This window comes from Bradyrhizobium sp. ISRA442, assembly GCF_038085055.1.
Lineage (GTDB): Bacteria > Pseudomonadota > Alphaproteobacteria > Rhizobiales > Xanthobacteraceae > Bradyrhizobium.
The window spans coordinates 36,446-58,393 of the sequence record NZ_JALGCN010000034.1 but is presented as its reverse complement, the minus strand read 5'-3'; the positions used below and the strand labels follow the sequence as shown (position 1 = coordinate 58,393).

General features: G+C 61.1%; 18 protein-coding genes and 1 tRNA gene. 13 read left to right on the top strand and 6 right to left on the bottom strand.

The window, feature by feature from the left end:
• Window positions 1-493: hypothetical protein (locus MTR72_RS37980; protein WP_341512177.1), on the top strand; the 493-nt coding region annotated here is incomplete at its 5' end.
• A gap of 153 nt (window positions 494-646) precedes the next feature.
• On the opposite strand, the gene MTR72_RS37975 is transcribed toward MTR72_RS37980, so the two are convergent.
• Window positions 647-720 (bottom strand) — tRNA-Val (locus tag MTR72_RS37975).
• A gap of 580 nt (window positions 721-1,300) precedes the next feature.
• On the opposite strand from MTR72_RS37975, the gene MTR72_RS37970 reads away from it, so the two are divergent.
• Entirely contained in the window at window positions 1,301-2,665 is a 1,365-nt protein-coding gene (locus tag MTR72_RS37970) for a tyrosine-type recombinase/integrase (protein WP_341512176.1), read from the top strand.
• Here the strand turns inward: MTR72_RS37970 and MTR72_RS37965 are convergent.
• The 5 genes from MTR72_RS37965 to MTR72_RS37945 all read right to left on the bottom strand — a co-directional run bounded on the left by MTR72_RS37965 (window position 2,610) and on the right by MTR72_RS37945 (window position 6,457).
• Window positions 2,610-2,978: a hypothetical protein gene (locus tag MTR72_RS37965; RefSeq protein WP_341512175.1), complete on the bottom strand. Its 369-nt coding sequence runs from the start codon at window positions 2,976-2,978 to the stop codon at window positions 2,610-2,612. The genes MTR72_RS37970 and MTR72_RS37965 overlap by 56 nt on opposite strands.
• Window positions 2,979-3,236: 258 nt before the next feature.
• Entirely contained in the window at window positions 3,237-3,443 is a 207-nt protein-coding gene (locus MTR72_RS37960) for a hypothetical protein (protein ID WP_341512174.1), read from the bottom strand.
• A 52-nt stretch (window positions 3,444-3,495) separates the two neighbouring features.
• Window positions 3,496-4,911 carry a hypothetical protein gene (locus tag MTR72_RS37955; protein ID WP_341512173.1) on the bottom strand — a complete coding sequence of 472 codons (1,416 nt, stop codon included), beginning with the start codon at window positions 4,909-4,911 and terminating at the stop codon, window positions 3,496-3,498.
• A 54-nt stretch (window positions 4,912-4,965) separates the two neighbouring features.
• Window positions 4,966-5,889 carry a hypothetical protein gene (locus MTR72_RS37950; RefSeq protein ID WP_341512172.1) on the bottom strand — a complete coding sequence of 308 codons (924 nt, stop codon included), beginning with the start codon at window positions 5,887-5,889 and terminating at the stop codon, window positions 4,966-4,968.
• Between the two features lie 13 nt (window positions 5,890-5,902).
• On the bottom strand, window positions 5,903-6,457 hold the full coding sequence (locus MTR72_RS37945) for a hypothetical protein (RefSeq protein WP_341512171.1): 555 nt from the start codon (window positions 6,455-6,457) through the stop codon (window positions 5,903-5,905).
• Window positions 6,458-6,541: 84 nt separating this feature from the next.
• Here MTR72_RS37945 and MTR72_RS37940 point away from each other — a divergent pair, with 84 nt between their 5' ends.
• The 11 genes from MTR72_RS37940 to MTR72_RS37890 all read left to right on the top strand — a co-directional run bounded on the left by MTR72_RS37940 (window position 6,542) and on the right by MTR72_RS37890 (window position 21,004).
• Window positions 6,542-7,177 (top strand): hypothetical protein, encoded by a 636-nt coding sequence (locus tag MTR72_RS37940; protein ID WP_341512170.1) that lies wholly within the window; start codon window positions 6,542-6,544, stop codon window positions 7,175-7,177.
• Window positions 7,174-8,286: a toll/interleukin-1 receptor domain-containing protein gene (locus MTR72_RS37935; RefSeq protein ID WP_341512169.1), complete on the top strand. Its 1,113-nt coding sequence runs from the start codon at window positions 7,174-7,176 to the stop codon at window positions 8,284-8,286. The genes MTR72_RS37940 and MTR72_RS37935 overlap by 4 nt, the downstream gene beginning before the upstream one ends.
• Before the next feature lie 32 nt (window positions 8,287-8,318).
• Window positions 8,319-9,404, top strand: a complete 1,086-nt coding sequence (locus MTR72_RS37930) for a hypothetical protein (protein ID WP_341512168.1) — start codon at window positions 8,319-8,321, stop codon at window positions 9,402-9,404.
• Window positions 9,405-9,693: 289 nt separating this feature from the next.
• Window positions 9,694-10,287: a DUF6088 family protein gene (locus MTR72_RS37925; RefSeq protein WP_341512167.1), complete on the top strand. Its 594-nt coding sequence runs from the start codon at window positions 9,694-9,696 to the stop codon at window positions 10,285-10,287.
• The gene (locus MTR72_RS37920) at window positions 10,280-11,296 is read left to right on the top strand and encodes a nucleotidyl transferase AbiEii/AbiGii toxin family protein (protein WP_341512166.1); all 1,017 of its coding nucleotides are present in this window, start codon (window positions 10,280-10,282) and stop codon (window positions 11,294-11,296) included. Before MTR72_RS37925 ends, MTR72_RS37920 begins: the two co-directional genes overlap by 8 nt.
• A 25-nt stretch (window positions 11,297-11,321) precedes the next feature.
• Complete coding sequence (locus MTR72_RS37915) at window positions 11,322-13,280, top strand: ATP-dependent nuclease (protein WP_341512165.1); 1,959 nt, start codon at window positions 11,322-11,324, stop codon at window positions 13,278-13,280.
• A gap of 4 nt (window positions 13,281-13,284) precedes the next feature.
• Window positions 13,285-15,276 (top strand): UvrD-helicase domain-containing protein, encoded by a 1,992-nt coding sequence (locus MTR72_RS37910; protein ID WP_341512164.1) that lies wholly within the window; start codon window positions 13,285-13,287, stop codon window positions 15,274-15,276.
• Window positions 15,273-16,601 (top strand): hypothetical protein, encoded by a 1,329-nt coding sequence (locus MTR72_RS37905; protein WP_341512163.1) that lies wholly within the window; start codon window positions 15,273-15,275, stop codon window positions 16,599-16,601. Before MTR72_RS37910 ends, MTR72_RS37905 begins: the two co-directional genes overlap by 4 nt.
• Before the next feature lie 150 nt (window positions 16,602-16,751).
• Window positions 16,752-17,657, top strand: coding sequence for a hypothetical protein (locus tag MTR72_RS37900; protein WP_341512162.1), 906 nt, complete (start codon window positions 16,752-16,754; stop codon window positions 17,655-17,657).
• A 693-nt stretch (window positions 17,658-18,350) separates the two neighbouring features.
• Entirely contained in the window at window positions 18,351-19,088 is a 738-nt protein-coding gene (locus MTR72_RS37895) for a hypothetical protein (RefSeq protein ID WP_341512161.1), read from the top strand.
• A complete protein-coding gene (locus MTR72_RS37890; RefSeq protein ID WP_341512160.1) occupies window positions 19,085-21,004 on the top strand; it encodes a hypothetical protein in 1,920 nt (639 codons plus the stop codon). Before MTR72_RS37895 ends, MTR72_RS37890 begins: the two co-directional genes overlap by 4 nt.
• Window positions 21,005-21,948: the final 944 nt, after the last annotated feature.

Genomic DNA, 21,948 nt, shown 5'->3' with positions numbered 1-21,948 from the left:
ATCGCTGAGATGGAAATCGACCTTCGAAAGGCAAAAAATAGAAGACGCGCTGTTGGCGCAGTTCGTGCAGGTATCTCGAAATAGCTCATCTCCCTACGTCAAGATCGCAGCTATGCACGCTGTTCTCCGCGCGTGGGGCGGAGAGTTCACCAACGTCGAGGGCCAATTTGGCGATCGAAGTAATAAATTTGAGACAGCGTCCCGCGGGGGTGGCATCAGCTTCAATTATGCAGCAGCGGTACCGCAAATTGGACTTACATCCCTACCTGGAAAAGCTTGGTTCATTGGGCACTTGAACGGCCCATTAAGCTCCACAGCCGCGTACGATCCGAAAAAATATCGCCCAGGACGCCTGTACTTTGTTGTTTGGCTTCCTAATCCGGTCGATCCGATCCCAAGTGACGTCCTTCGCGGGCTCAATGGTGCTTGTCCGCCGGTACCACCCGAGGAATTGGCCAATTTCTTTTCGGGCAAGCCTCAAGTAGGAGATTGAGGACGCCGTCGGCCTCTGTCCGCCGCACGATTACCATGCGGCTTTCACCACGATGCCCTGAACTTACAAGGGCCCGTTCGAGACTATGACGGTCTGGTGTCTGATTTCATTCGCACGCTTCGGCAGGGAACGACTCTTGAAATCTAAGCTGAATGGTGGGCGCACATGGGATCGAACCATGGATCTCTCGCGTGTGAAGCGAACGCTCTCCGCTGAACTATGCGCCCTTAAGCCGACGATGCGGTGTTTCCGGCCCGACGGAAGGAGCCAGCAAGGTTTCGGCCGAAAGGCGTTTCCAGGTGAGTTGGGAATCCAGGGTGCAATGAGGTCGACCTCGGCCCGATCGCCGGTGCCGTGCGCCTCTCCTTGGATGATGGCATCGTGCCGCTGTTTTGCCCGACGCGTCAAGCTGCTTCGGAAAAGACGTAGCCGTGATGCCGGCAGCCGCCGGCTACTTTGCATGGGGTTGTTTTCGATATTTTGATGGGGGCCGTCACGAAGGCCACCAAGCGACCGCTTGGCGTCGATGATTGTCCGCACCCGGTATGGTTCAGGAGGCTGAATGGTGGGCGCACAAGGGATCGAACCTTGGACCTCTCCCGTGTGAAGGAAGAACCGCGGCTCCAAGGCGGCCATAGCAGACCATAGGACGAATCAAAAAAGACCTTGTATTACAAGGATTTCCTGCCATATTTAACCTCGATCGGCCACACACGACCATAGGTCGAAACCTGTGCCCCTGCTGTGCCCCGAGACCAATTCTCCCCTGGGGCACAGATCGGGGCACAGAATTGCGGGAAAGATATCATGTCTCACCCCGACACGGGAAACGATCTCAGGTCCGAATCGCAGCAGCGATTCGTCAAGCTCACCGACGCTGCCATTGAGCGCGTCGAGCTGCCGGCCGGCAAATCGCAGGTCTATCTCTACGACACCGAACAGCCGGGCCTTGCGCTCAGAGTCCGCGCCAGTGGCGGCAAGAGCTGGGTCTTTCTGTTCACCAAGCCGGGTGTCGATGGTACGCAGCGCAAGACGCTGGGCGCCTGGCCGAGGTTCAAGGAAAAGGACGCGCGCGCCGCCGCCAAGATCGCAACCGGCGATCTGGTGCGCACTGGCGACCCGAACGCCGCCAAGCGCGAAGCCAAACAGCAACAGCTGGCCGAAAAAGAGCGGAAGACGCTGGGCGAGCTGGTCGAGGCGAAGGGGCCGTATGAGAGGGCGCTGCAACAACGTGGAATCGTGAACTGGCAGGTTGCGCTGTCGGCGATGCGGCGCGGTCTGGCCGGGCATCTGACCAAGGACATCAGATCCCTAACGCGCCGGCAGATCGTCGCGGAAGCGGACAAGATCGCCGCCACCGGCAAGCGCGGCGCCGCCGACGATATGCGCAAGCACACCCACACCTTTCTGGAATGGTGCGTGAGCCGAGGTTTTGTCGATGCCAATGTTCTCGCCGGCTATCGAAAGCCAAAACAGACTCGCGCGGAGCGGCTCGGGCGCCGACGGAAGGGTCGCGCGCTCACCGACGACGAAGTGATCAAGGTCTGGAAGGCGGCCGGTAAGCTTGGCACGTTTGGACAGCTGACGCGGCTGTGTCTGCTCGGTGGTCCGCGCCGCAGCGAGCCGACGATGATGGAATGGTCGAGGCATATCCTGGACGACCGCGTCACCTTCGACGAAGCCTGGACCAAGATGGGTCTACACCACGACGTGCCGCGCACGCAGCTGATCGATGAGGTGCTGGCCGCGGCGAAACATTTTCAGCGCGCAACGTCCGACTATGTGTTCCCGTCGCCGAAGACCGGGGGGCAAATGTCGGGCTTCACCAAGATGGTTGCGCGCTTGATCAAGGAAGCCGAGGTCGCCAGATTCACCATGCATGACCTGCGGCGTACGCTGCGCACCATCATGTCGCGCTGCGGCTACGACAACGAAATCCAGCGGCTGTGTGTCGGGCAAAAGCCGCGGGGAATCGATCAGGTCTATAATCACGACGAACAGTGGATCATCCGCAGGATGGCATTCGAAGCGGCTCATGACTACATCGCGGAGTTGGTCGGCGCGAAACGGGTCGGCAAGGTCGTGCGCCTGCAGCGGACGAATCCGCTCGACCCGATCAAGGCCGAGCTGCTCGGCCGTCTCCGCGAGCATTATGCGACTGAGACGGCTTAGTGGCCTTGTCGCGGCTGGCCAGATAGTCCCGCACTGCATCGACCCGATAGAGTGGGCGGCCATCGACGTAACGCCATTTCAGCGGGTGGTTCGGATCGCGCCGCCACTGCTCCAGCGCTCCGGGTGTGCGCCGGATGATCGCGGCCGCCTCTAATGCCGTCAAATTAGAGCTACCCGGCAGCGTATCGATATCGAACGTCGCGGGCGGCGGCACGCCACGGTTCTTGCGACCGCGCTTTGTCGTACGCGGCATTTTCCGACTACTTGGCGACCCTAACGCCTCGATCGGAGCCTTTTCGTCCTTGCCGCTCATGCCTCGGTCCCGAACCACGATCGGTCTGAGGCGATAAGATCGTAGGCTGCTCTAACAACAAAGAAATCAAATGCGCAGGTATGGCTGCTGGGTCGCTGTGGCGTACAAAAAGGATAAACCGCTTCGATTGGTCTGGGACGCGCCCGGGGGCGCCCTTTTCGCTTCATTCCGACCTTCGGTTCAAATCCCATCCGCGATTTGAACTTGTCCGAAGGATGACCACGAGTCATTGAGCGCGGGTGAATGCCCTGGTGATGGTCAATGGTAGGATCGCCATGCAAACTCCGCCCCCGTCTCTTGGATACGCGCCGCATCGGCATTCATCGTCACGCCCTTGGTGCTTGGCGCGACCTCGGTGGCATGGCCGTATTGGCGCCAAAGACCGCTGATGTCGTCGTGACGCTCGGGCACGGCGCCACGCAGGAGATGGAGGACAATCATCCGGTCGGATGGTTCATTCGTCATGGTCGGCGTCTCCCCTATGTTCGGCGAGCCGTGGGCGTCGTTGGCGTGCCGGTCATGACGGTTCGCTTTCGCCCTGCGCCTCGCTCGTCGCCTGGGGTTCGCCGGCCATGCGCAGATGGGTGATCGATGAGATGACCGAGTTCGCCCAGATGGTTCGGCACTCGATGTCGCCGTCGTACTCGAACCAGTGGGTGGCGCCCGGGATGAGATCGAAGGGAATAGGGTGCGTCGCCAGCGGGTTGTGAAACACCTCCAGCTCCTGACACCAGGCTTCGCCCCACGGCCAGAGCGCCTGATATTCGGCGCTGTCGACGGAAAGGTTGAAATCAATCGGCTCCAACGCGCCCGGTGTTCGGTCGAAGAGGATGCCGCGCCGGGTCATCGTTAGCCCGGGCGGCCGCCACCCTGCCAGGAAACCCATGCGGTTGAACTTAGCGAGCGTCGCCGCGTTGCTGAAGACGACGGCCGACAGGTGGGCGAAATCCGGGTCGCGAAAGAGACCCGCCGGGATGCTGTGCTTGCCTGTCAGATTGGTGATCGGCGTTCCGATCGCGCGGCGCTCTGCGCCATCTCCCGCAACATCAGCGCGTAGGCCGTAAAGGTAGGTGGGCAGCGCCTCTCGACTCCACACCATGGACCCGGATACGTGGAAGTCGGCGATCGCCAGGGCGAACGGCTGCCCCTTTACATGCTCCAGTTCATGATAGTTGCGCTGAAGCTTGCCGCGCAACGTCTTGGCGAAACGCTCGGCCGCGTTGCCGGTCAGTCGTTCAGTCCGATCCTCCGGCGCACGTACCCATTTTCCGATACCACCGGCGCGTGGGGTCTCGGAATTCGCCGTCACAGCCTCGATCCAGCAGGCGTCGCTATCCTTCTCGATCCAGAAATCCGGCGAGACATGGTCCTGCCGGACGACCAGGCCCTGTTCGCGGAGGCAGGCGAGAAGGTAGAGTTCGAACAGCCGGGAGGCGAAGTTGTTGGTTTGGAAATCCGTGACGAAATTGGCGTCGGGATTGGGAAGGGCGAGATAGCATTCGCCGATGGCCATCAGCGCCGGCAGATGGCTGATCGAGCTCGTCAGCAGCTCGAACTCCGGACAGATCCCACGCGGCCCGACATTCAGCAGGAGCGGGCGTCGTCGTGCGCCTGGCGGCAAGGGTTCGGGCGGATCGCTGCCGCGCATGCTGACGCCAAGGCGGTCGAGCGCGGCCTCCGGCGTCGACCAGGGACCGCTTTCGTCGACCTTGACCCAGCGGTGATCAACGCGCCGGCGCAGCGCAAGGCTGGTGAAGGTGCCTTGCTCCGGATCGAGAAGGATGCAGCCGCTCGCGCCACCGTGTTCGACTTGATAGCTCCCAAAGATATGTGCGGGATCGAAATTGGGGCCGCGATCGAGCGATAATGCATAGAGCTCGAACTCCCGTTGGCTGATCGGCGTGATCAGCCGCTGCTCATCGGCTTCGGCCATGGCCGCCCTCATGGTCCTGCCAGCAGCAGGTGCGCGAGCGTAGCTGCATCGTCATCACGCCTCCGCCGCGGCCGCCTGCGCCAGGATGTCGTTGGCTTCCCATTGGTCGCCCTGCGGGGTCGTCACGAACTCGCGATCCCAGACGCCCCAGTTCGTGGGCAGCGGGGTCTGTGCCAGCGGATTGTGGACATAGGTGATTGGCCGGACTCGGCGCGAGAGATTGCCGAGAGATATCCGCGACCAGATCACCCCCGAGATGTCAGCGAAGCGCTCGTCAAGGAAGGCGGTCCGTGGGATCGGATTGCGCTCACGCTCGATGAAGGGGGCTGGGTGGAACCCTTCTTCGAGGAGATTGCCGGTTTCCCGGTCGATGGTGATGTAGGCGTCGCCGATCGGAAACAGCGTCGTCATGATGAGCGGCAACGGCTGCTCCGCGACGTAGACGCCGAAGCGGCTGGTGCTGATCGCGATGATGCGCGTATCGTCCGGCGCGATCACGCCCTGTTCGAGGTAGCGGCCGATTTTCTGCGCCTTGGTCCAGAACGCGCTGGAAGTGCGAAGCTGCGCCTGTCGCATCGGCACAGCGAACAGACCGCCGCCTTCATTGATCGGAACGGGCCGGACGACCTGGTCGGGGCCGGGAGCGCCTTCGTCCGGAGTGATGGCTTCGATCCAGATGCGACGACCAACGTCGAGCACGCACAGGTCCGGCTGGCCGCCTTCACGCTGGCGCTCGACCACGGGAAGCAGAGCGCGGCCCGCCTCGAGCAGCGTGCAGCCCAGATACATCTCCCAGAAACGGCCATCAACGTCGCGTGCGAAGCCCTGCCGGAAGTCGGGATCGGCATAGGGCTCGTAACGCTCCCACATCTCCTGCAGCATGGCGTGAAGCTGCTGGTCGATCCGAGACTCGGCGGCTTTCAGGTTTTGAAACCCGCGATCGAGATTGGCGCCGTCGACATCGAAAAGATCACTCATCGTCTGGCCCGTTTCATGCGCGCCGCAGCATCCGGGGGACCTGCACCCGGTGATAACCGTGGGAATGGACCTGCTGGCGGAGCTGCTTGATGTCGTTGACGCCGAAGGCCACGGCTGCCTTCAGCGGGCTGGCGAAGGTTGCGTAGAAGGTCCAGCGTGGGCCGGCGGGCAACGTTGGATTCTGCCGGCGATCGGTGATGACGACGTCGCGCGGATCGCTGGTGTTGCGGAAGGCATGGAAGGTGAACCAGTCAGGCCGGCGATAGCGCGCCGCCTTGCTGAAAGGGACTGACTGGACCTTCACGTCGGTCTGGTCGAGCACCCAGTCGCGCTGCTCCAGGATCTGCCGCACCATGTGGCCGACCATCTGCTTCACGCGGTCAGCCAGGACTTCTTCGCGAAACTCCGCGAGAAGTTGCTCCTCGATGCCCTCCACCGCGGGCTTGCCGAGTTCTGACGCGGTCTCCAGTCGGGCGACATTTTCAGCCTGCGTGAGGAAGGCCCAGATGCGCTGGCCCAACGCGGATGCATAGAGCGACGCAAATTTCTCGGGACTGTAGGTAAACATGAGGGGGCCTCCTTTACCGGGCAAATATGGACGGTTATAAGCTGATGTCAATGGCGGCGCACGGACCGACGGGGGGAGGCTGGCTTGGATTTCGAGGATCTCGTGACGGCGTTGGCGCCGCCGCCGAACCGCGTCGGAAAGTTGGACGGCGCCCACGAACATCATCTCTATGAAGGCGCTGTCATGGTCGCCTATGCGATGCACTTGCTCCGCACGCAGGGCGCACAGGACGTACGCATCCACCCCGACGGCGAGCACGGAAAACAGTTCGATTTCGCGGGCTGGCTCGGGCGGCAGGGGTTCACCAAGGTCTCCAGTCTCGGCAGCACCGCCTACGGCGGCGTCTATCGAAATCCGGTGGGGCAGACGATCACCGTCAACCCGAAGTCGGGGCTCGGCGATGTCGTGGCGCAAATCGGCGACAACGTTATTTCGGCCGAGTGCAAGGGCGGCATCATCAACACGCGGCATTCAGGTCAGGTGTCGCGGCTTTACCGCGGCCTTTGCGAGACGGTCGGAATGCTGATGGCGACACCGTCGCAGGGGCGTCAGGTCGCCGTAGTTCCGCTGACGGACGACACCTTGCGGCTGGCCGAGCGGCTCGCGCCGCGCTGCGGCTTGGCCGGCATTGAGATTGCGCTCGTCGGCAGCCGAGGCGAGGTCATGGATGTGAAACCGGCGGAGCCCGCCGAGCGGAAGGCGGGAAGGAGCGACGCATGAGACGCGTGCTAACGGTCGGGGTGACCTATACCGGCGACGCGATCGACGGGGTGGAGATCGACAATCTCGGTCTGTGCCGGGCGGAGGTGGATCGGGCGCGAGCCGCTTATCCACTCTATGAATACGACACGATCATCATCAATCCGGAGAGCTACACGCATTTCCTGTTCGGCCAGGCCGGCGAGTTCTCCAGCGAGCTCTATGAACTGGGCAAGCTGAAGGGGCAGAACGACCGCTACGATCTCGATTCCGCTTTCGACGGTGAGGATCGGCGAAAGGAGATAGAGGCGGCGATCGCTGACGGCGCCACCGTCATCTGGTGCCTGTCCGAGCCGAAGCGCGTGAACTTCTTCGGTTATCGCGAGACCCATCTGGGTTTCGTCGCGCCCAAGGTAGCGAGCTTCGTGAAGCGGTCCGATCTCCTCGTGAAGAAGGGGCGCAGAATGGGGCCGATTGATCCGGACAGCCCGTTCGCGCGCTATTTCGAGGTGCTGTCGCGAACTGGCGGTTGGACGCTGTGCCTGTCCAGCCCCGGGGAGGGTTATGCTTCGATAGCTGCAACTCCCGAGGGCTATAGCCTCGGCGGTCAGGTGACGCTCGGGACCACCACCGGATGGCTGCTGACGCCGCCGACGTCGCAGGAGGCGCAAAACCAGCTCGTCCGCGATAGCCTCGCACTGGAGAAGGCCGACCCGGCGCATGAGAAATACCATGGCATCTTCTTGAGCCACACCGGCGTCGACAAGCCGTTCGTGCGCCAGCTCCGCAAGGATCTGCTCGCCCATGGCGTGCCGCGCGTGTGGCTGGACGAAGCCGAGATCGATATCGGCGACTCGCTGATCGCCAAGATCGAAGAGGGCATGAAGCTCAGCCGCTACATCGCCGTCATCCTGTCGAAGAAGTCGATCGGCGCTCCTTGGGTGAAGAAGGAGCTCGACGTGGCGATGAACCGCGAAATCTCCAGCGGCGAGGTCGTCGTGCTGCCGCTGCTTTATGAGGAGTGCGAGTTGCCGGAGTTCCTGAAGGGCAAGCTCTACGCCGATTTCTCAAAGCCGGAGGACTACGAAACAGTCCTCGGCAAGCTGCTGCGGCGACTGCGGATCGCCTGATGAACGAGGCTGCGACGGGGCCGAGCAGTGCGATGATCTCCGCGATGTCGGACCTGTGGCGGCTGCGTCCGCCTGGGCCCGACAACATCCTCGCGCATCCCGCATTTGTGCGTCTGCGCGAAGTATGCCGCGACGGCTACCCGAACGCTGGCAAGAAGGGGCCCGGGTTTGCGCTCTCGACTGCGCTGAGGGCTTTGGGCCTTCCGTGCGATCTGCAGAAGGACGCCGCTCATCTCGCCTTGTCGGTGGAAAAGGCGGCGAAAGGCCTCGATGCAGCGCTGCGCGCGACCCATGCCAAGCGGGTCTATCTCGTGCCGCTGAATCTGGCCGCGGATCTGCCGCCGCTTGCGTTCGGTTCGGCGAAACTTTGCCGGCTGACGGCGGAGGAGCTGCGCGCGCTGGTCGACGAACGCCGCCTGAAGCGGTTCTTCCAGCGGCAAGACTTCGACGCCGAGCGGTTCGCGGAGTTTCACTGGCTGGTCGTCGAGGAAACCGTACCACTTGAGCAGGAGCCGGAAGCTCGGGCCGTTCCGGTGTTGTACATGGACCTGAGCCAGGATCTGGGGCGGATCGAACCGCACAAGGGACGGTTTCCAGGTGCTGTCGAGGAGGCGCTGTTTTTCCTCTTGCTGGCTCCATGGGAGAACTGGTCGACCATGCCGCAGGTCGATTGGCGCGGCTTCCGCGTGCCGTGGATCTACACGGTCGATGGCGACATCTTCGTCCGGCCCAATTCGCCACCGTCGCCCGATACGTTGAGTTGGGAGGATCGGATCTATGACGACGGTTATGGCACGACCTATGAAGAGGAGCGGCCGGTCGAACTGCACCTTGAAGACGTCACCACGACCGAGTTGACGGTCTGGGACGAGAGCCGATGGACGATCGTCGAGCACGCGAAGCGAACGGTCTTGTTTGAAACGCCGATCGCCCATTTCCTCGTCCGGGCGTTCCTGGCCGAGGATGTGGACGAATTCCTCGCGCATATCACGACGATTGAGGCGGCGCTGGGCCTACGCGCTGACTATGACAAGAGCTTCCGCACTACGCCGGATCGTCACAGGGGGGATGTCGGCGACGAAAAGGATGCGAGGTCGTCTCGCCGGGCTTCTCGGTGATCGCCTCTATGCCGACCAGTATGAGCGGCTGTTCTACGTGCGAAGCGCGTTTCTGCATGGCCGCGCCATGACAGATATATCGACGGTAGAACAAGTGATGGCCCGGTCGTTGGCGCGACAGGTCGTGAAAGCGCTGATCCTGGCGACGCAGGCGGGCCCCGTCCCGTCCCGAGAGGACTTCCTCGACGGTCTCCTCGATCGGGGCGCTCCACTCCTATAGCCACGCGTCGGATGCTCCGGGTTGAAAACTGTCAGAAAACCGCGTAGATTTCTGACAGGAGATTCGACCATGCAGCGCTTGACCGAACAGATCATCGAGCATGCCAAGCGGCTCCCGGAGGGGACACCGGTGGCGGCTAAGGGCTTGCTGCACCTCGGTAATCGTCCTGCGGTGGACCAGGCCCTGTCGCGCCTTGTCGAGCGGGGCCAACTGATCCGCGCCGGGCGTGGCGTCTATCTGCTGCCGATCACGAGCCGATTTGGCACCCGGGCCCCATCGGTTGAACAGGCAGTCGAAGCGCTCGCCGCCCAGCGCGGCGAGGTCATCGTTTCGAGCGGTGCGGCCGCCGCCAATAGTCTCGGACTGACGACGCAAGTGCCGGTCAGGTCGGTTTATCTGACGTCGGGGCGGACCCGGAAGATGAACCTCGGCAAGCAGGTCGTTGAGCTTCGCCATGCTCCACGCTGGCAGCTTGCCATGGCGCATCGGCCAGCGGGTCAGGCGGTGCGCGCGCTTGCATGGCTCGGACCAGAAAAGGCTGAGGCTGCCCTTCAGAAATTGAAGCGTAAGCTTCCTCCCGCGGCCTTCGGTGAACTGGTCGCAGCCGCCCCGCAGCTTCCGACTTGGCTGGCGCGCAGCGTGGGGAAGGCCGCACATGGCTGATGCCTTCCTCCACCTTCCGGCCGGGGATCGTCGCGAGGCGCTGGGCGTCGCGGCCGACCGTTCCGGGCGGCCGGCGCACCTCCTCGAAAAGGATGTGTGGGTGGTCTGGGCGCTTTCCACGCTCTACGGCTCGCCACTCGGGGAGCATCTGGTGTTCAAGGGCGGCACGTCCTTGTCGAAAGCTTACGGCGTCATTCGGCGATTTTCCGAGGACGTCGATCTAACCTACGACATTCGGACGCTGGCGCCTGACCTGGTCGGGGACAGCGGCGAAGCGCTGCCCAAGACGCGAAGTGAAGAGAAACGCTGGACGAGCGAGGTGCGCAAGCGCCTGCCTCAATGGGTAGCCGACGCAGTGCAGCCTGTTGTCGCTGCCGCGCTCGCGGAGGGCTCGCTCGCGGTCGCGATCCGCGTCGAAGGCGAGAAGCTCTTCATCGACTACGAGGCGACGACGGCTGGATCTGGTTATGTTGCGCCGAGCGTGATGCTTGAGTTTGGCGCTCGCTCGACCGGTGAGCCCGCCAGCCATCGTGATGTTGTCTGCGACGCCGCTGGTCTGGTGGATGGTGTGACCTTTCCGGCTGCGCGGCCGCGAGCCATGCACGCGGAGCGCACCTTCTGGGAGAAGGCGACAGCGATCCACGTCTTCTGCCTTCAAGAGCGGATGCGCGGAGATCGCTTCGCGCGTCATTGGCATGACGTAGTGCGTCTTGACGAATCTGGCTTTGCGGCCGCTGCCTTCGCGGATCGCGAGCTGGCCAATGCCGTGGCGCGCCACAAGGCGATGTTCTTCGCCGAGAAAGCGGCGGACCGCTCTCAGATCGACTACGCCGCGGCCGTGAGCGGTGGCTTGCGGCTCGTCCCGGTCGGTGACGGTGCGAAAGCCCTGGCGGAAGATTACGCGCGGATGGTCGACGACGGGCTGCTGCTCGAGGAAGCCGAGCCTTTCGAGACGCTCATGGAGCGCTGCGGAGACATCGCCGCACGAGCTAATAGCGCAGCAGGATAAGAAAAAAGCGAGCTGGGGGGCGGCGATGTACATTTCCGAGATCTATGCGAGTGGCTTCCGGTGCTTCGATCCGACCGCCCCATTGCAGCTAAAGCTCTCGCCCGGCCTCAATATTCTCGTCGGGCCGAACGACGCCGGTAAGAGCGCAGTTATTGATGCCGCCCGCTATGTCCTTTGGACACGCGGCGACGACTATATCCGTCCGGACGAACACGACTTCCACGTCGGCGGGGACGGCACGCGCGGATGCGACTTCATCGTTCGCTGCACCTTCGACGATCTCAGTGCTGACGAAGAGGCTCGGTTTCTCGAGTGGTGCGCCAACGAAAAGGGCAAGTTGCGGCTACATGTGTGTATGCGCGGTACTCGGCGGATTTCGCCGGGCGGCGGCAATATCATCGCCAGTCAGCACCGCGCCGGAGCCGAGGGCGAGGGCTTACCGCTCGACGGCGAACTGCGCGAGTATCTGAAGGCGACGTATCTCAAACCGCTGCGCGACGCGGAGCGCGAGATGCGCGCGGGTCGACGGTCGCGCCTGTCGCGCATCCTTGGCGCGATGCCGACAATGGGGCCTCAGAGCAAGCCAGCGGCGCAAGGAGGTGATGCCACGCTCCATGACACGCTGACGGCGGCTGACGTGGCCGTTCGAAATAACCCGGCGGTCGGTGGTGTCGCCAGCAGCGTCAACACGGATTTCCTCGACAAGCTATCCTTCGTGGATGATCGACTCGTCGCAACCCTGGACCTTGGGGCGGGCGGATCGTTCGATCAAATTCTCGAACGGTTCGAGCTCTATCTCAACGCGAAGGCGGGCACCGAGCGCGTGCAGCGCGGGCTGGGCTACAACAACTTGCTGTTCATGGCCGCTGAGCTGCTGTTGCTTCAGTCGCATCCCGACCAGGTCCCGTTCCTGCTGATCGAGGAGCCCGAAGCGCATCTGCATCCGCAGCATCAAACGCTGTTCATGGAGGTGCTTGCGGCCCGGGCCGCCAAGCCGGACCCGGAGAAGGGCGAGACCCATCAGCAGGTCCAGGTCCTGCTCACCACCCATAGCCCGCAGCTCGCCGCCGGCGCCGAGCTTGAGACCATGACGATGATCGTCGGTCACCGCGCCTTTCCGCTTGGCGCAGCCCATACCCGGCTTGAATCCGATGACTACGAATTCCTTCGCCGGTTCCTCGATGCGACCAAGGCCAACCTGTTCTTCGCCCGCGCCCTGATTGTCGTCGAGGGCGATGGCGAGCATCTGTTGCTGCCCGCGATCGCCGAAAAGCTCGGCCGTCCACTCAGCCGCCATGGCGTATCGATCGTCAATGTCGGCCACCGCGGACTGTTCCGATACAGCCGCATCCTGCAGCGCAAGACTGGGAACGCGATTGCGGTGCCTGTGGCTCTGATTCCTGACAGAGACATTCCGCCTCCAGAGGCGAAGGGACTCGTCGGTGACCGCAAGACTGAGAACGAGCTCACCCAGGACGAGATCGCGGCGCGGCTGAAGACGCTGCGGCGCGATGTCGGCGATCCCGTGGATGCATTCATCGCCGATAGTTGGACACTCGAGTTTGATCTCGCGCTCAGGCCCGAGCTTGCCGAGAGCGTTTACCAGGCGGTTCAGCTCGCAAAGACCAGCAGTCGCAAGCCCGAGCGGCTCGCGAAGATCGTGAAGAAAGCCAGCGAAACCTACGCGGGCTGGAAAGCGGCTGGGCTCACTGCGACCCAGATTGCGGTCAAGATCTATCAGCCCGTCCATGACAAGGAGGCCTCCAAGGCCGAGGTCGCCGAGCAACTCGCCGCCATTCTGCGCAAGCGCAACGATACGCCGGAGCAGATGCGCGATCGGCTCCCGCCTTATCTGGTGCGCGCGATCGACTACGTGACGGGCGGCTATGTCCCCGGAGCGCCGGCGATCGCCCCCGAGCCGGATGCCGAAGACGAAGAGATCGGGGTTGCCGGGATGGAAGGCGCCGCGGCGGCGGAGGCGTAGCGCGATGTTCGAGATCCTGCCGCTCACACCCGAACTGCTTGCCGAACTTGGCGACGAGCTGGGCGGCTGCGATTTCACCGATCCGAGCCAAACCGAGTTCCTGGCAAAGGCCACCCCCTGTGACGTTCAGGCGGCGCCCGGCAATGGCAAGACGACGTTGCTCGCCGCAAAGCTCGCGTTGCTTTCGCGTAATTGGTTGACCCGCAGGCGGGGCGTCTGCGTCATCTCACACACCAATGCCGCGCGGACGGAGGTCGAAGACTTGATCGCCCGTCACCCGACTGCAGCACGGCTGATGGCCTATCCGCATTTCACCGGCACGGTCACCGCGTTCATCAACCAGTATCTCGCCTTGCCCTATCTTCGAGGTTTGGGCTGGAGCGTGCGCCAGATTGACGACGATGCCTTTGCGGCTGAGGCATTGCGGCGATATCCGGGTTGGGGCGCCCTCGACGGCCTCGCCAAGAACAAGAAGCTCAAGCTGAAGCGCAGGCTCGAGGACTGGATTGCGCACCTCGACTTGGACCCGGGCTTTACGGATACCGCCGCGGAGCCTCGCGCGCTATCCGTGCGCTGCCGCAAAGGACAATGGGGTGCCCAGACCGATTGTGGGAAGGCGCTCGAGTCCCTCAAGGCCTCCATGGTCAAGAGTGGGCACTATCGCTACGCCGACATGATCGCGCTCGCGTGGCGCGCGCTCCGTGAAAATCCGGCTCTTGCCGAGAGGCTGCGCGACCGCTTTCCACTCGTCATCCTTGATGAGGCGCAGGACACCCATGGCGATCAGCTCCGGCTGCTGGAGCATGTCTTCAAGCAAGACGGGGCGGCCTTCCAGCGCCTCGGCGACAGCAATCAAACGCTCTATGAGGACGATGGAGCTGCACCGGCCTATTGGACGCCAGGCCCCGGTTGCATTCCTCTCGATACGAGCCGCAGGTTCGGCGGTGAAATCGCAGGTTTTGCAAGCCGGCTGACCGCGCGTCGAGCTCAGACCATTGTCGGCCTCGGTGCACGGCCGGCCGCGCGGGTGATGTTCTTGTTCGATGAAGCGACGATCGGTGGGGTCCTCGGAGCCTTCGCCGCTGAGGCGCGGGCGTTATGGGGCGGCGATTGCAGCACGCGCGACGTCTGGGCGGTCGCCTCCCGTCATAGTCTACCCGGCAAGAATGGCGCGTGGCAGCCGAAGAGCCTCGTCGACTATCATCCCGCGTATCGCAGCGAGGGCGGGTCTCGGTCGAAGGCCAACCTCCTTTGCCGGCAGCTTCGGAAGGCTGCGGTCCACCACGCGGCCGCGCGCCCCCCAGCAGAGGTCAGCGAGATGCTCGCCATCGGCGTCTCTGGCCTGGCGCGCGCCCACGGCTGGAAAGCGGCCAATGATCGTCCGATTACAGCGCACAATGTCTGGGCGGCTCTATCGCATCTCGATCTAGCATTGCCCCGCGCTGTGCGTCGATTGCTGCGGGACCACGTGCTGGCCGGCGATGCGGTGTGGGAAGAGGCGGCATGGCTGGCGTTCATGGAGCAGTTGCTGCCTCTCTTCAGTCCGCAGCCTCAGGGCGCTGAGGCCGACATCGCGGCATTTTGCACTTTCGTCGCCGAGCAGAAGGCCGATCTTGCCGACTCCGAGCGTCGCTCCACGAAGCAGGTGCAGTTCGACGATCTCACGTTGCGGCTGGGATCGATCCACTCGGTCAAAGGCAAGAGCGTAGACGGAATTCTCGTCGTCGAGAGCGAGGTTTGGAAAGGCAGCAGCGCAGACGAGCAGTGCATCGACCTGACCACGGTGCTTCCACGAGCGTTTGGCGTTACCGATGCGCCATTCACAGGGGTGGGGCTCACCGCTGCGACAAACGTCTTCGTGGGCGTGACCAGACCGCGCGAGTTGCTAGGCCTCGCGATGCGCAAATCCGAAGCGATGGTCTTGATGGGACCCGCCACGGACCAGGGCTGGAAACTCGTTGACTTGGTCGCGCAGGCTGCGGGGCTGCAGGAATGAGCGGGCTGGTGTCGACAGCCGGACTGGGGACGTCGGTCAAGCTGGTTGGTTTGACCAAGCACACGAAGCACCGCCACGTGCCGAGCCCGGTCTCTCCGTCTTTCGTGGCGCCGCCGGCTCAGTCCAGCCTCTCGTTCAACCCGCTCGCCTTGGCGGCGGCGATCGCGCGGACTGCGACGACATGGGATGATGCACCTGTCGCCTTGCTCGACGGACTGCAACAGAGTGCCCTTATCGAGCTGGAGACTTTGCTCCAGGACGGCTCCGCATTTGCGCTCGAATCTCATTTCAAGTTTCTCGCTGATACTGCCGGGTCGCAGTTTGCGGCCAAGGTCGGTGCCGGCATTGCCCACCTTTATATGGACGCTCTCGGCTACGCGTGGCGAGCGAACGCGGCGTGTCTCTCCTCTTCGCTCGATCCCCATGCGGACTTCATCTACGATGGTGGCAACGTGTCCGGCCACGGTGTTGTGCTCGCCGAGGCGCATGGCTCGTTCGCCAAAGATGCGAGCGGCCCCAAGATTGCGAATGCGGCAAAGCGGAAATACGCCAAGCAGGTAAAGCCCTTCATCGCAAAGCCGTCGCCGTTCGGGGACATCATCCATGGCTATTCGATCGCGTTTGGATCGAAGCCGGCGGCGGCGGGAAGCTTCTTGGCAGTATCGGAAACACGGATATCAAAGCCGCGGGGGAAAAAGACCCCGCCACCTGGCGTCTCGCAAGCGGCTGCACCGGCTGAAGGTGTGCCGGCGCCGATGGCGCTTGCAACACATCGATCGAACTTTCTCCTGTTAGGTGCGCCTGAGGTCACAAGCTGGATTGACTGGCTCCGCTCGCCAGATAGCGTGTCGCCCGACCGATACGATATCCCGTTTGTCCGGCTCGAATATGCTGGACGGGCCTACATCACAGCGGCGCCTTGGTTCTGGCGAGCTGATGGCTCTCCTTGGTGGGGTGAAGACTTCATCGATCATGTCGGCTGGTGGCGACTTGCGCGGCGACCGCGTATGCCGCTGACACGTCGTTCCCGCTCGGACTTCGGATGGTTCGCGATCGAGGAAAAGGCAGGAGCTAGCTTCCTGAATGCACTGAGCAATGCGATACGTGAGGGTGAGCGAAGGATGCCGGCACGGATAGAGCTGCCGACCTTTGAGCCGACAGGGTTCGAGCTTTCAGCCTCCGACAGCGTAGCTAGAGGGGAGGTGGACGAGCATTATCAGCACGCCCTCTTTCGTGACGGCTTGGCTCTTCTGGGCGAGCCCTTCCGAGGTCGGGCGCGCGATGTGGTCGTCTGGTCGCCTGGTGGAGGCTTGGCAATGGGTTGATGCTCCGAACGACATCGGAGCCGGGGTGCACGACGGTACTTTTTTGGATATGGTGTGAAGCTCATTCACACCGAGAAAATTCGGTTCACAGACTCGATCGATCTCGATTGATGCTGAAATCACAAAAGAATTTCGGATACGGGTCATCCCATGCCGACCGTCCTCTTTCCCACCAATCGCTACGTTATCGCCCTTAAAGAAAAGGCATTGGCGGATCTTCGTGAATGCTGGTGCGTCGACACGGATCGCCAGCCATACGTCGCCGTAGCCCATCTCGAAGCGGCTGACATGGTCGCAAAGATGCAGGGTCTACATATCGAAAACCTGCCCGACGAAGATGATCGTGACAAAGGTTTCGTCTTCGAAAAGGTGCGGCCGCGCGGACAGCCGGAATGCTGGGTTTCCGTTAAGGACGTCGATTACCGCGGGCTATTTCACAAATTTCTGAACAAATACTATGATCTACCGCGCAATTCGTTCTTAGACGGATCGATCCATGTTGATCACATCTTCAGTCGAAAGAGAGCCGAGCGTACCCACGGAATGGGCTACGTCCGAGTGGCTTTAGCCCGGGGTGACGTCAACTCAACGTTTGGCCGAAATTGGGAGCTCAATGACGAACGCAACCATGTGGCATCATCCGCATTGAGCTCCGATGGATTTGGATCGCTGGAAGAGACAGATCGCGACGCCGCCCCGCAACCGATTTGGCCGCCAGAACCGATATCTCTGGGAAGTTACGGGCTCATGCGGCACATCAACTGGCCGATGGCAACGAAATCGTTCGATATCCCAGCACCACCTGGGGTCGTGTCGACAACCTATATGCTCGGCACGCTTCGAGAGCTGGTCAGAGTCAAGCTCCTCAGGCCCAACGATGTACAGGACGAGTTTGGCAAGTTTGCAGCGGTTTTCCGCATGGGTTCGGCGGGGCTTCCACACTACGAAGGACAACAGCGCGTAAAAGTGAGAGCCATCACGACGGACGGAATAGAGCTAACGGAAAACCACACAGCGGCTGAGTGGCTGGCGGCATCGCTTCGCGCCTCAGATTGATGGGAAGGTTGAGCGAGGGGGAGTGCATCCTAGCACCCCATCTAGACACGGTGCGCGGCTTTTGACGGTATTTTTTTGATGTCTCGATATGCCGGATGATCGATGTAAGCTGTGCACTTTCGATCGTAGATGCCGAGACTGGAAGCATGCTCGGCGAAGGGGGGCGGTAATTCCGGGTCATAGCGCCCACATCGGCGTGGCGTTTGGCGCAAGCATGTGTCGTGTAGGAGCCGATCCAACACCGAAATGGAGCAATGCAGTGCCGACCTGCAAACAAGTCTCGCGGAATCAATACGGGCGTACAGTGGCAACGTGTGCCGTTGCTGACATTGATCTTGGGGAATGGCTGGTCAACAATGGTCTCGCACCCGGATGGCCTGAATATTCGAGCGGACGCTAAGACGCCGCGCAACGCGCCGCGGGTCACGCCGGATGCGGGATATGGACCGGCTGCTTTGTCGAACCTCGGTTATACCGCGCGCGCGTTGGGTTGGGCGGTCGTCCTGCCGCCTGTTCGGATGATGCCAGCGCTCATCCTTGATCACAGGCCCGGGCAGCACAAATGCGAAGCCTCAAGCAATCTGCCGTACGATTGCAAGATTTGCAAATACCTAGCCGCCCAAGGTTGTATAATCTAGAAAGGTGCCCGGATGCTCGCGGTGGGCGGGCCGCTCAAACGGGGGAGTTCTCGAGATGGCCGATCACCACGATAGTGCCGAGGTTCACACGGCGACTCCTGGGGGCCCGACGGTAGCTCAGCCTGACGACGACGCACCTGATCCAGTGGATCCGCCACCGGCTAGCAAAACTTGGCTAGAATCAGTCCTTCAATGGGTCGCTCCGATCTCGTTGCTGCTCAATTTCTATCTTGCCTACGACAAACTTACGCAGGAGAAGATCGCTCAGCCGGGCCCACACATTGCCAGAGCATCAATTGACGGTCGAGGCGGCGCCGCTTTGGTGGAGCTCAAGCGATTGGCTGATGCGTTCTCTACGCAATTTTCGAAACCAAGTATCGCCCAGACGCCTGGCTGGATCAGCTTCATTGATGAGCAAAAGAAACTGCCTCCAATCGCGCTTCGCAATCAAGTCATTCGGTTCCTAACTGTCCAAAACTTTACGAGCACTGCATACGAGGGTCTCACTGTGCTCACTTCCTCCGGGAAGATCGCTGACGTGGGCCTGCTGGCCCCCAATTCAACGATCCTGGTATTTTACAAGGACGAAAGCATGCTTGCCGACGGTAAGGTGTCTTATCGGCTCGCGGGCACAAAGGATGATGTAAGCCTGCCGGTGCCTCCGCCGCCTCGCGATGCCATCGAAATAATATCGAACATATCCAAGAGGGGTCTGCAGTCCTTGGGATCTGTTCCGGACGCATCGGACCGGCTGAACAATTTGCTTGAAATCCTTAACAGGGGGGCGAATTGAGCAAATCAACGGCGGCACTAATAGGTGCTTTGCTTGGTATGGCTATTGGCCTCGCCAGCCACCGTGCTGCCATTGCTGAGATCAGCGCTCTTCCGACTATCCAACGTGTCGATACTCCTTACTGGTCAATCACGCTGCAGTCCGATGTCATTGACCTGTTTCCTTCGTTTGATCAGAAGCTGAAATTTAGTCGTGAGCCTGCGCGAAGCATCGCTGACATCCTAGATCAGTCTGGACTTCCCGATCATGACGAAAAGCAATGGCCCATCGCCCAACAGGCCAAGTCCGATGGCTTATTTGCTCTCACCACCGCAATGATTTTCATCGACGAATTTACGTTGAACTCGCTTGCAGCGAGCGATCTTAAGTCCCCCCTCTTCCAGGACATCGATCCGAAGGGAAGTCCAAAGAGTGATCTGGTTATCCAAATTTACAAGGATGAAGTCACCTTCAAGCAAGCTACAGGCGCGCTCGGCCCGGAGTCTGCTAACGGCTTGTTTCTGGCCGACACCAATACGATTGCAACTTTCCTGCCAGCGAGCTTCTTGGAGGGATTCTATCGTCCATTCGGGCAACTCCAGGACCTGACGGAGCAGGGGGCCTCAGCAATCATTGCCCTACGTCGAACGCTCGGAAAAACGTATCAACACGAGCTCATCCATGCGCTGCAACAGCGATCAGGCAGATACTATCTCCAGTCACCATTTATCGCCGAGGGACAGGCGCAGTTTCTAACCAAAAAACTCGGTCGACTGGAGATTTTGGGGCCTATGGTGGCCGCGCAGTTCTTGGCGGACCAGTCCGTACTGGGCCAACAAAGATCTTTTGCATCGCTGACTGCCGCGATGAATCGGATCAGACGCAACTCCGTTCTCTCACCGGAAGAGTACGAAATCTCGCGTCGTATTGCTTCATTGCCTCTGGGAGACGGAGAGCAGTTGTCTTTTCTCCTGACCGTAAAGTCTGACGACTTCTATTCCAGCCGCGACGTAGCGAGGTATTACGACCTAGCCTGGGGTTTATTCTTCCTACTGGATTCAGAACAAGACCCAGCGCAGGACTTCTCCATGGTTCGTCATGTCGCGGAAAATCTCGATGCGTCTCGGTACCAATCGCAGATCAAAGATATCGAGAGCCGCCTGAGGGATCTCGTGCGAAACACTTTGGGGCCTGAAAAGGACTATACAGCCGCACTTCTCGCCCTTCCTGCGGCGGTGAACAAAAGCGATGCCGAAATGCTGCAGAAGCGGCCTTTTGCCGCCTACGAGCAACTGCTTTCTAGTCTCAAGGCTGCTCCTACGGCGCCAGACGTATTAGCGTACGTCGCAGATCTGTTTACGAGTGAGGATGCGCGTGACGTCTACGCGACGCTCTACAACCGCGCGCTGGATGAGCAGGACCACGGCGCTCAGGCGACCATCGGAAGTCCCCTCAGGCTCCTTGGCCGATATGTTGATACGCTCATGCGCGCTGGACTCATAAATCAAGCGGCATCAAAAATTGCGGCCGCGGGCGATCTGAACAAAGCGCAACTTACGCAGTTGGACATACCAACCAGAAGCAACCTGCTCCTTATCTCACATTATCTGCGCTTGAGGGATCAAGCTTCGGACGCTGATCGGGCTAAGCTCGAGTGTGAGGCAAACTTAGGCCGAGCTATTCAAGCCTACGACGAACTCTCGACCTCAGATTTGATGAAAAACGCTTTGAGGGCGACCGATTCCGTCAAGTTGCCTCAGCTCAAGTCGGTTTACGAGAATGCTCTGGGCATGGCGCGGTCTGCCGTCCAGCGAGATGCAATCGAATGTGGCATCGCAAGAGTCGAGCCAAACTCGTGGTTCATCGGTCCTGAGCTTGCTGGTTTGCAGGACAGGTTAGATGAGATTAATCAACTGATCGCGGCTCCCCGGAAGTAGCCACGCATCATCAAGGGCAGCCATGCTCGGCGGCAAGCCGGGTAAGCGACCGCCTCCGCTCGCAGATCTGCGTTGCCCTGTCGGTGGCACAAATGACGCATGGACACCGCAATCAACCCATCACGTTCGTAGGCAACCACTTCCCGAGAACGGGCTGCTCTTGAGATTACCGCGCTTCTGTCTAGGTTCGTTTCATCGGGCTACTGCGGGCCGGCAAGCGGTCTCGGCCTTACGGTGTACGATCGCTCGCGCACAATTACGTGCGTCCCTCGCCGGAGCCACTCGTTCCCGAGTCGTCCAGTCGCGTTCCGCGCCGGCGCGATGCTGACGCTCCTGCGGCTGCGATGCGTGCTGCCGCCAGGCGGAACTATGCGGGAATCTGGGGTCGACTCCCCGGTCAATTAAAAACAAAATTCAGGATGGCGTACCCGGAAGTTCTCATCTATGCAAAGCGGCGGTATAACAACGCGAAGCGGAGGACCCGCACCGGGCGACTTCCAGTCACGAGGCGGGGCAGCTAGTGGCGTGACCGACATCCTAATGCTCGTAATACTGTCTACTATGCGTGACAAATCTAGCTGGTGTACTGGCTGACCGTCTCGTCGTTGTGCAAACTGCACCTCAGATCGACCAATATGACAGTCTTGGGTGTCTTCGCCCAGAACCGTTTCACCCTGCATGAACTCGATTTTATAGCGTCCATCGTTCCTGCTACCTCTCATCCCGTTCTCACAAGTCCAATGTGCTTCAAATTGACCGTTGCCCTTGGGCGTGATTACGACGGATGCGAAGTGTTGGGGGGAGATATCGACGCCGTGATCGATCGGCTTCGAGCGGTCTGGCCATGGATATGTGCCAGGGTTGGGCATTGTCGCTAATGCTACTGTTGATCCTGATACCCCAACTAACGCGGCAACGCCCAATAGCGTTCGACCAAGTCGCAA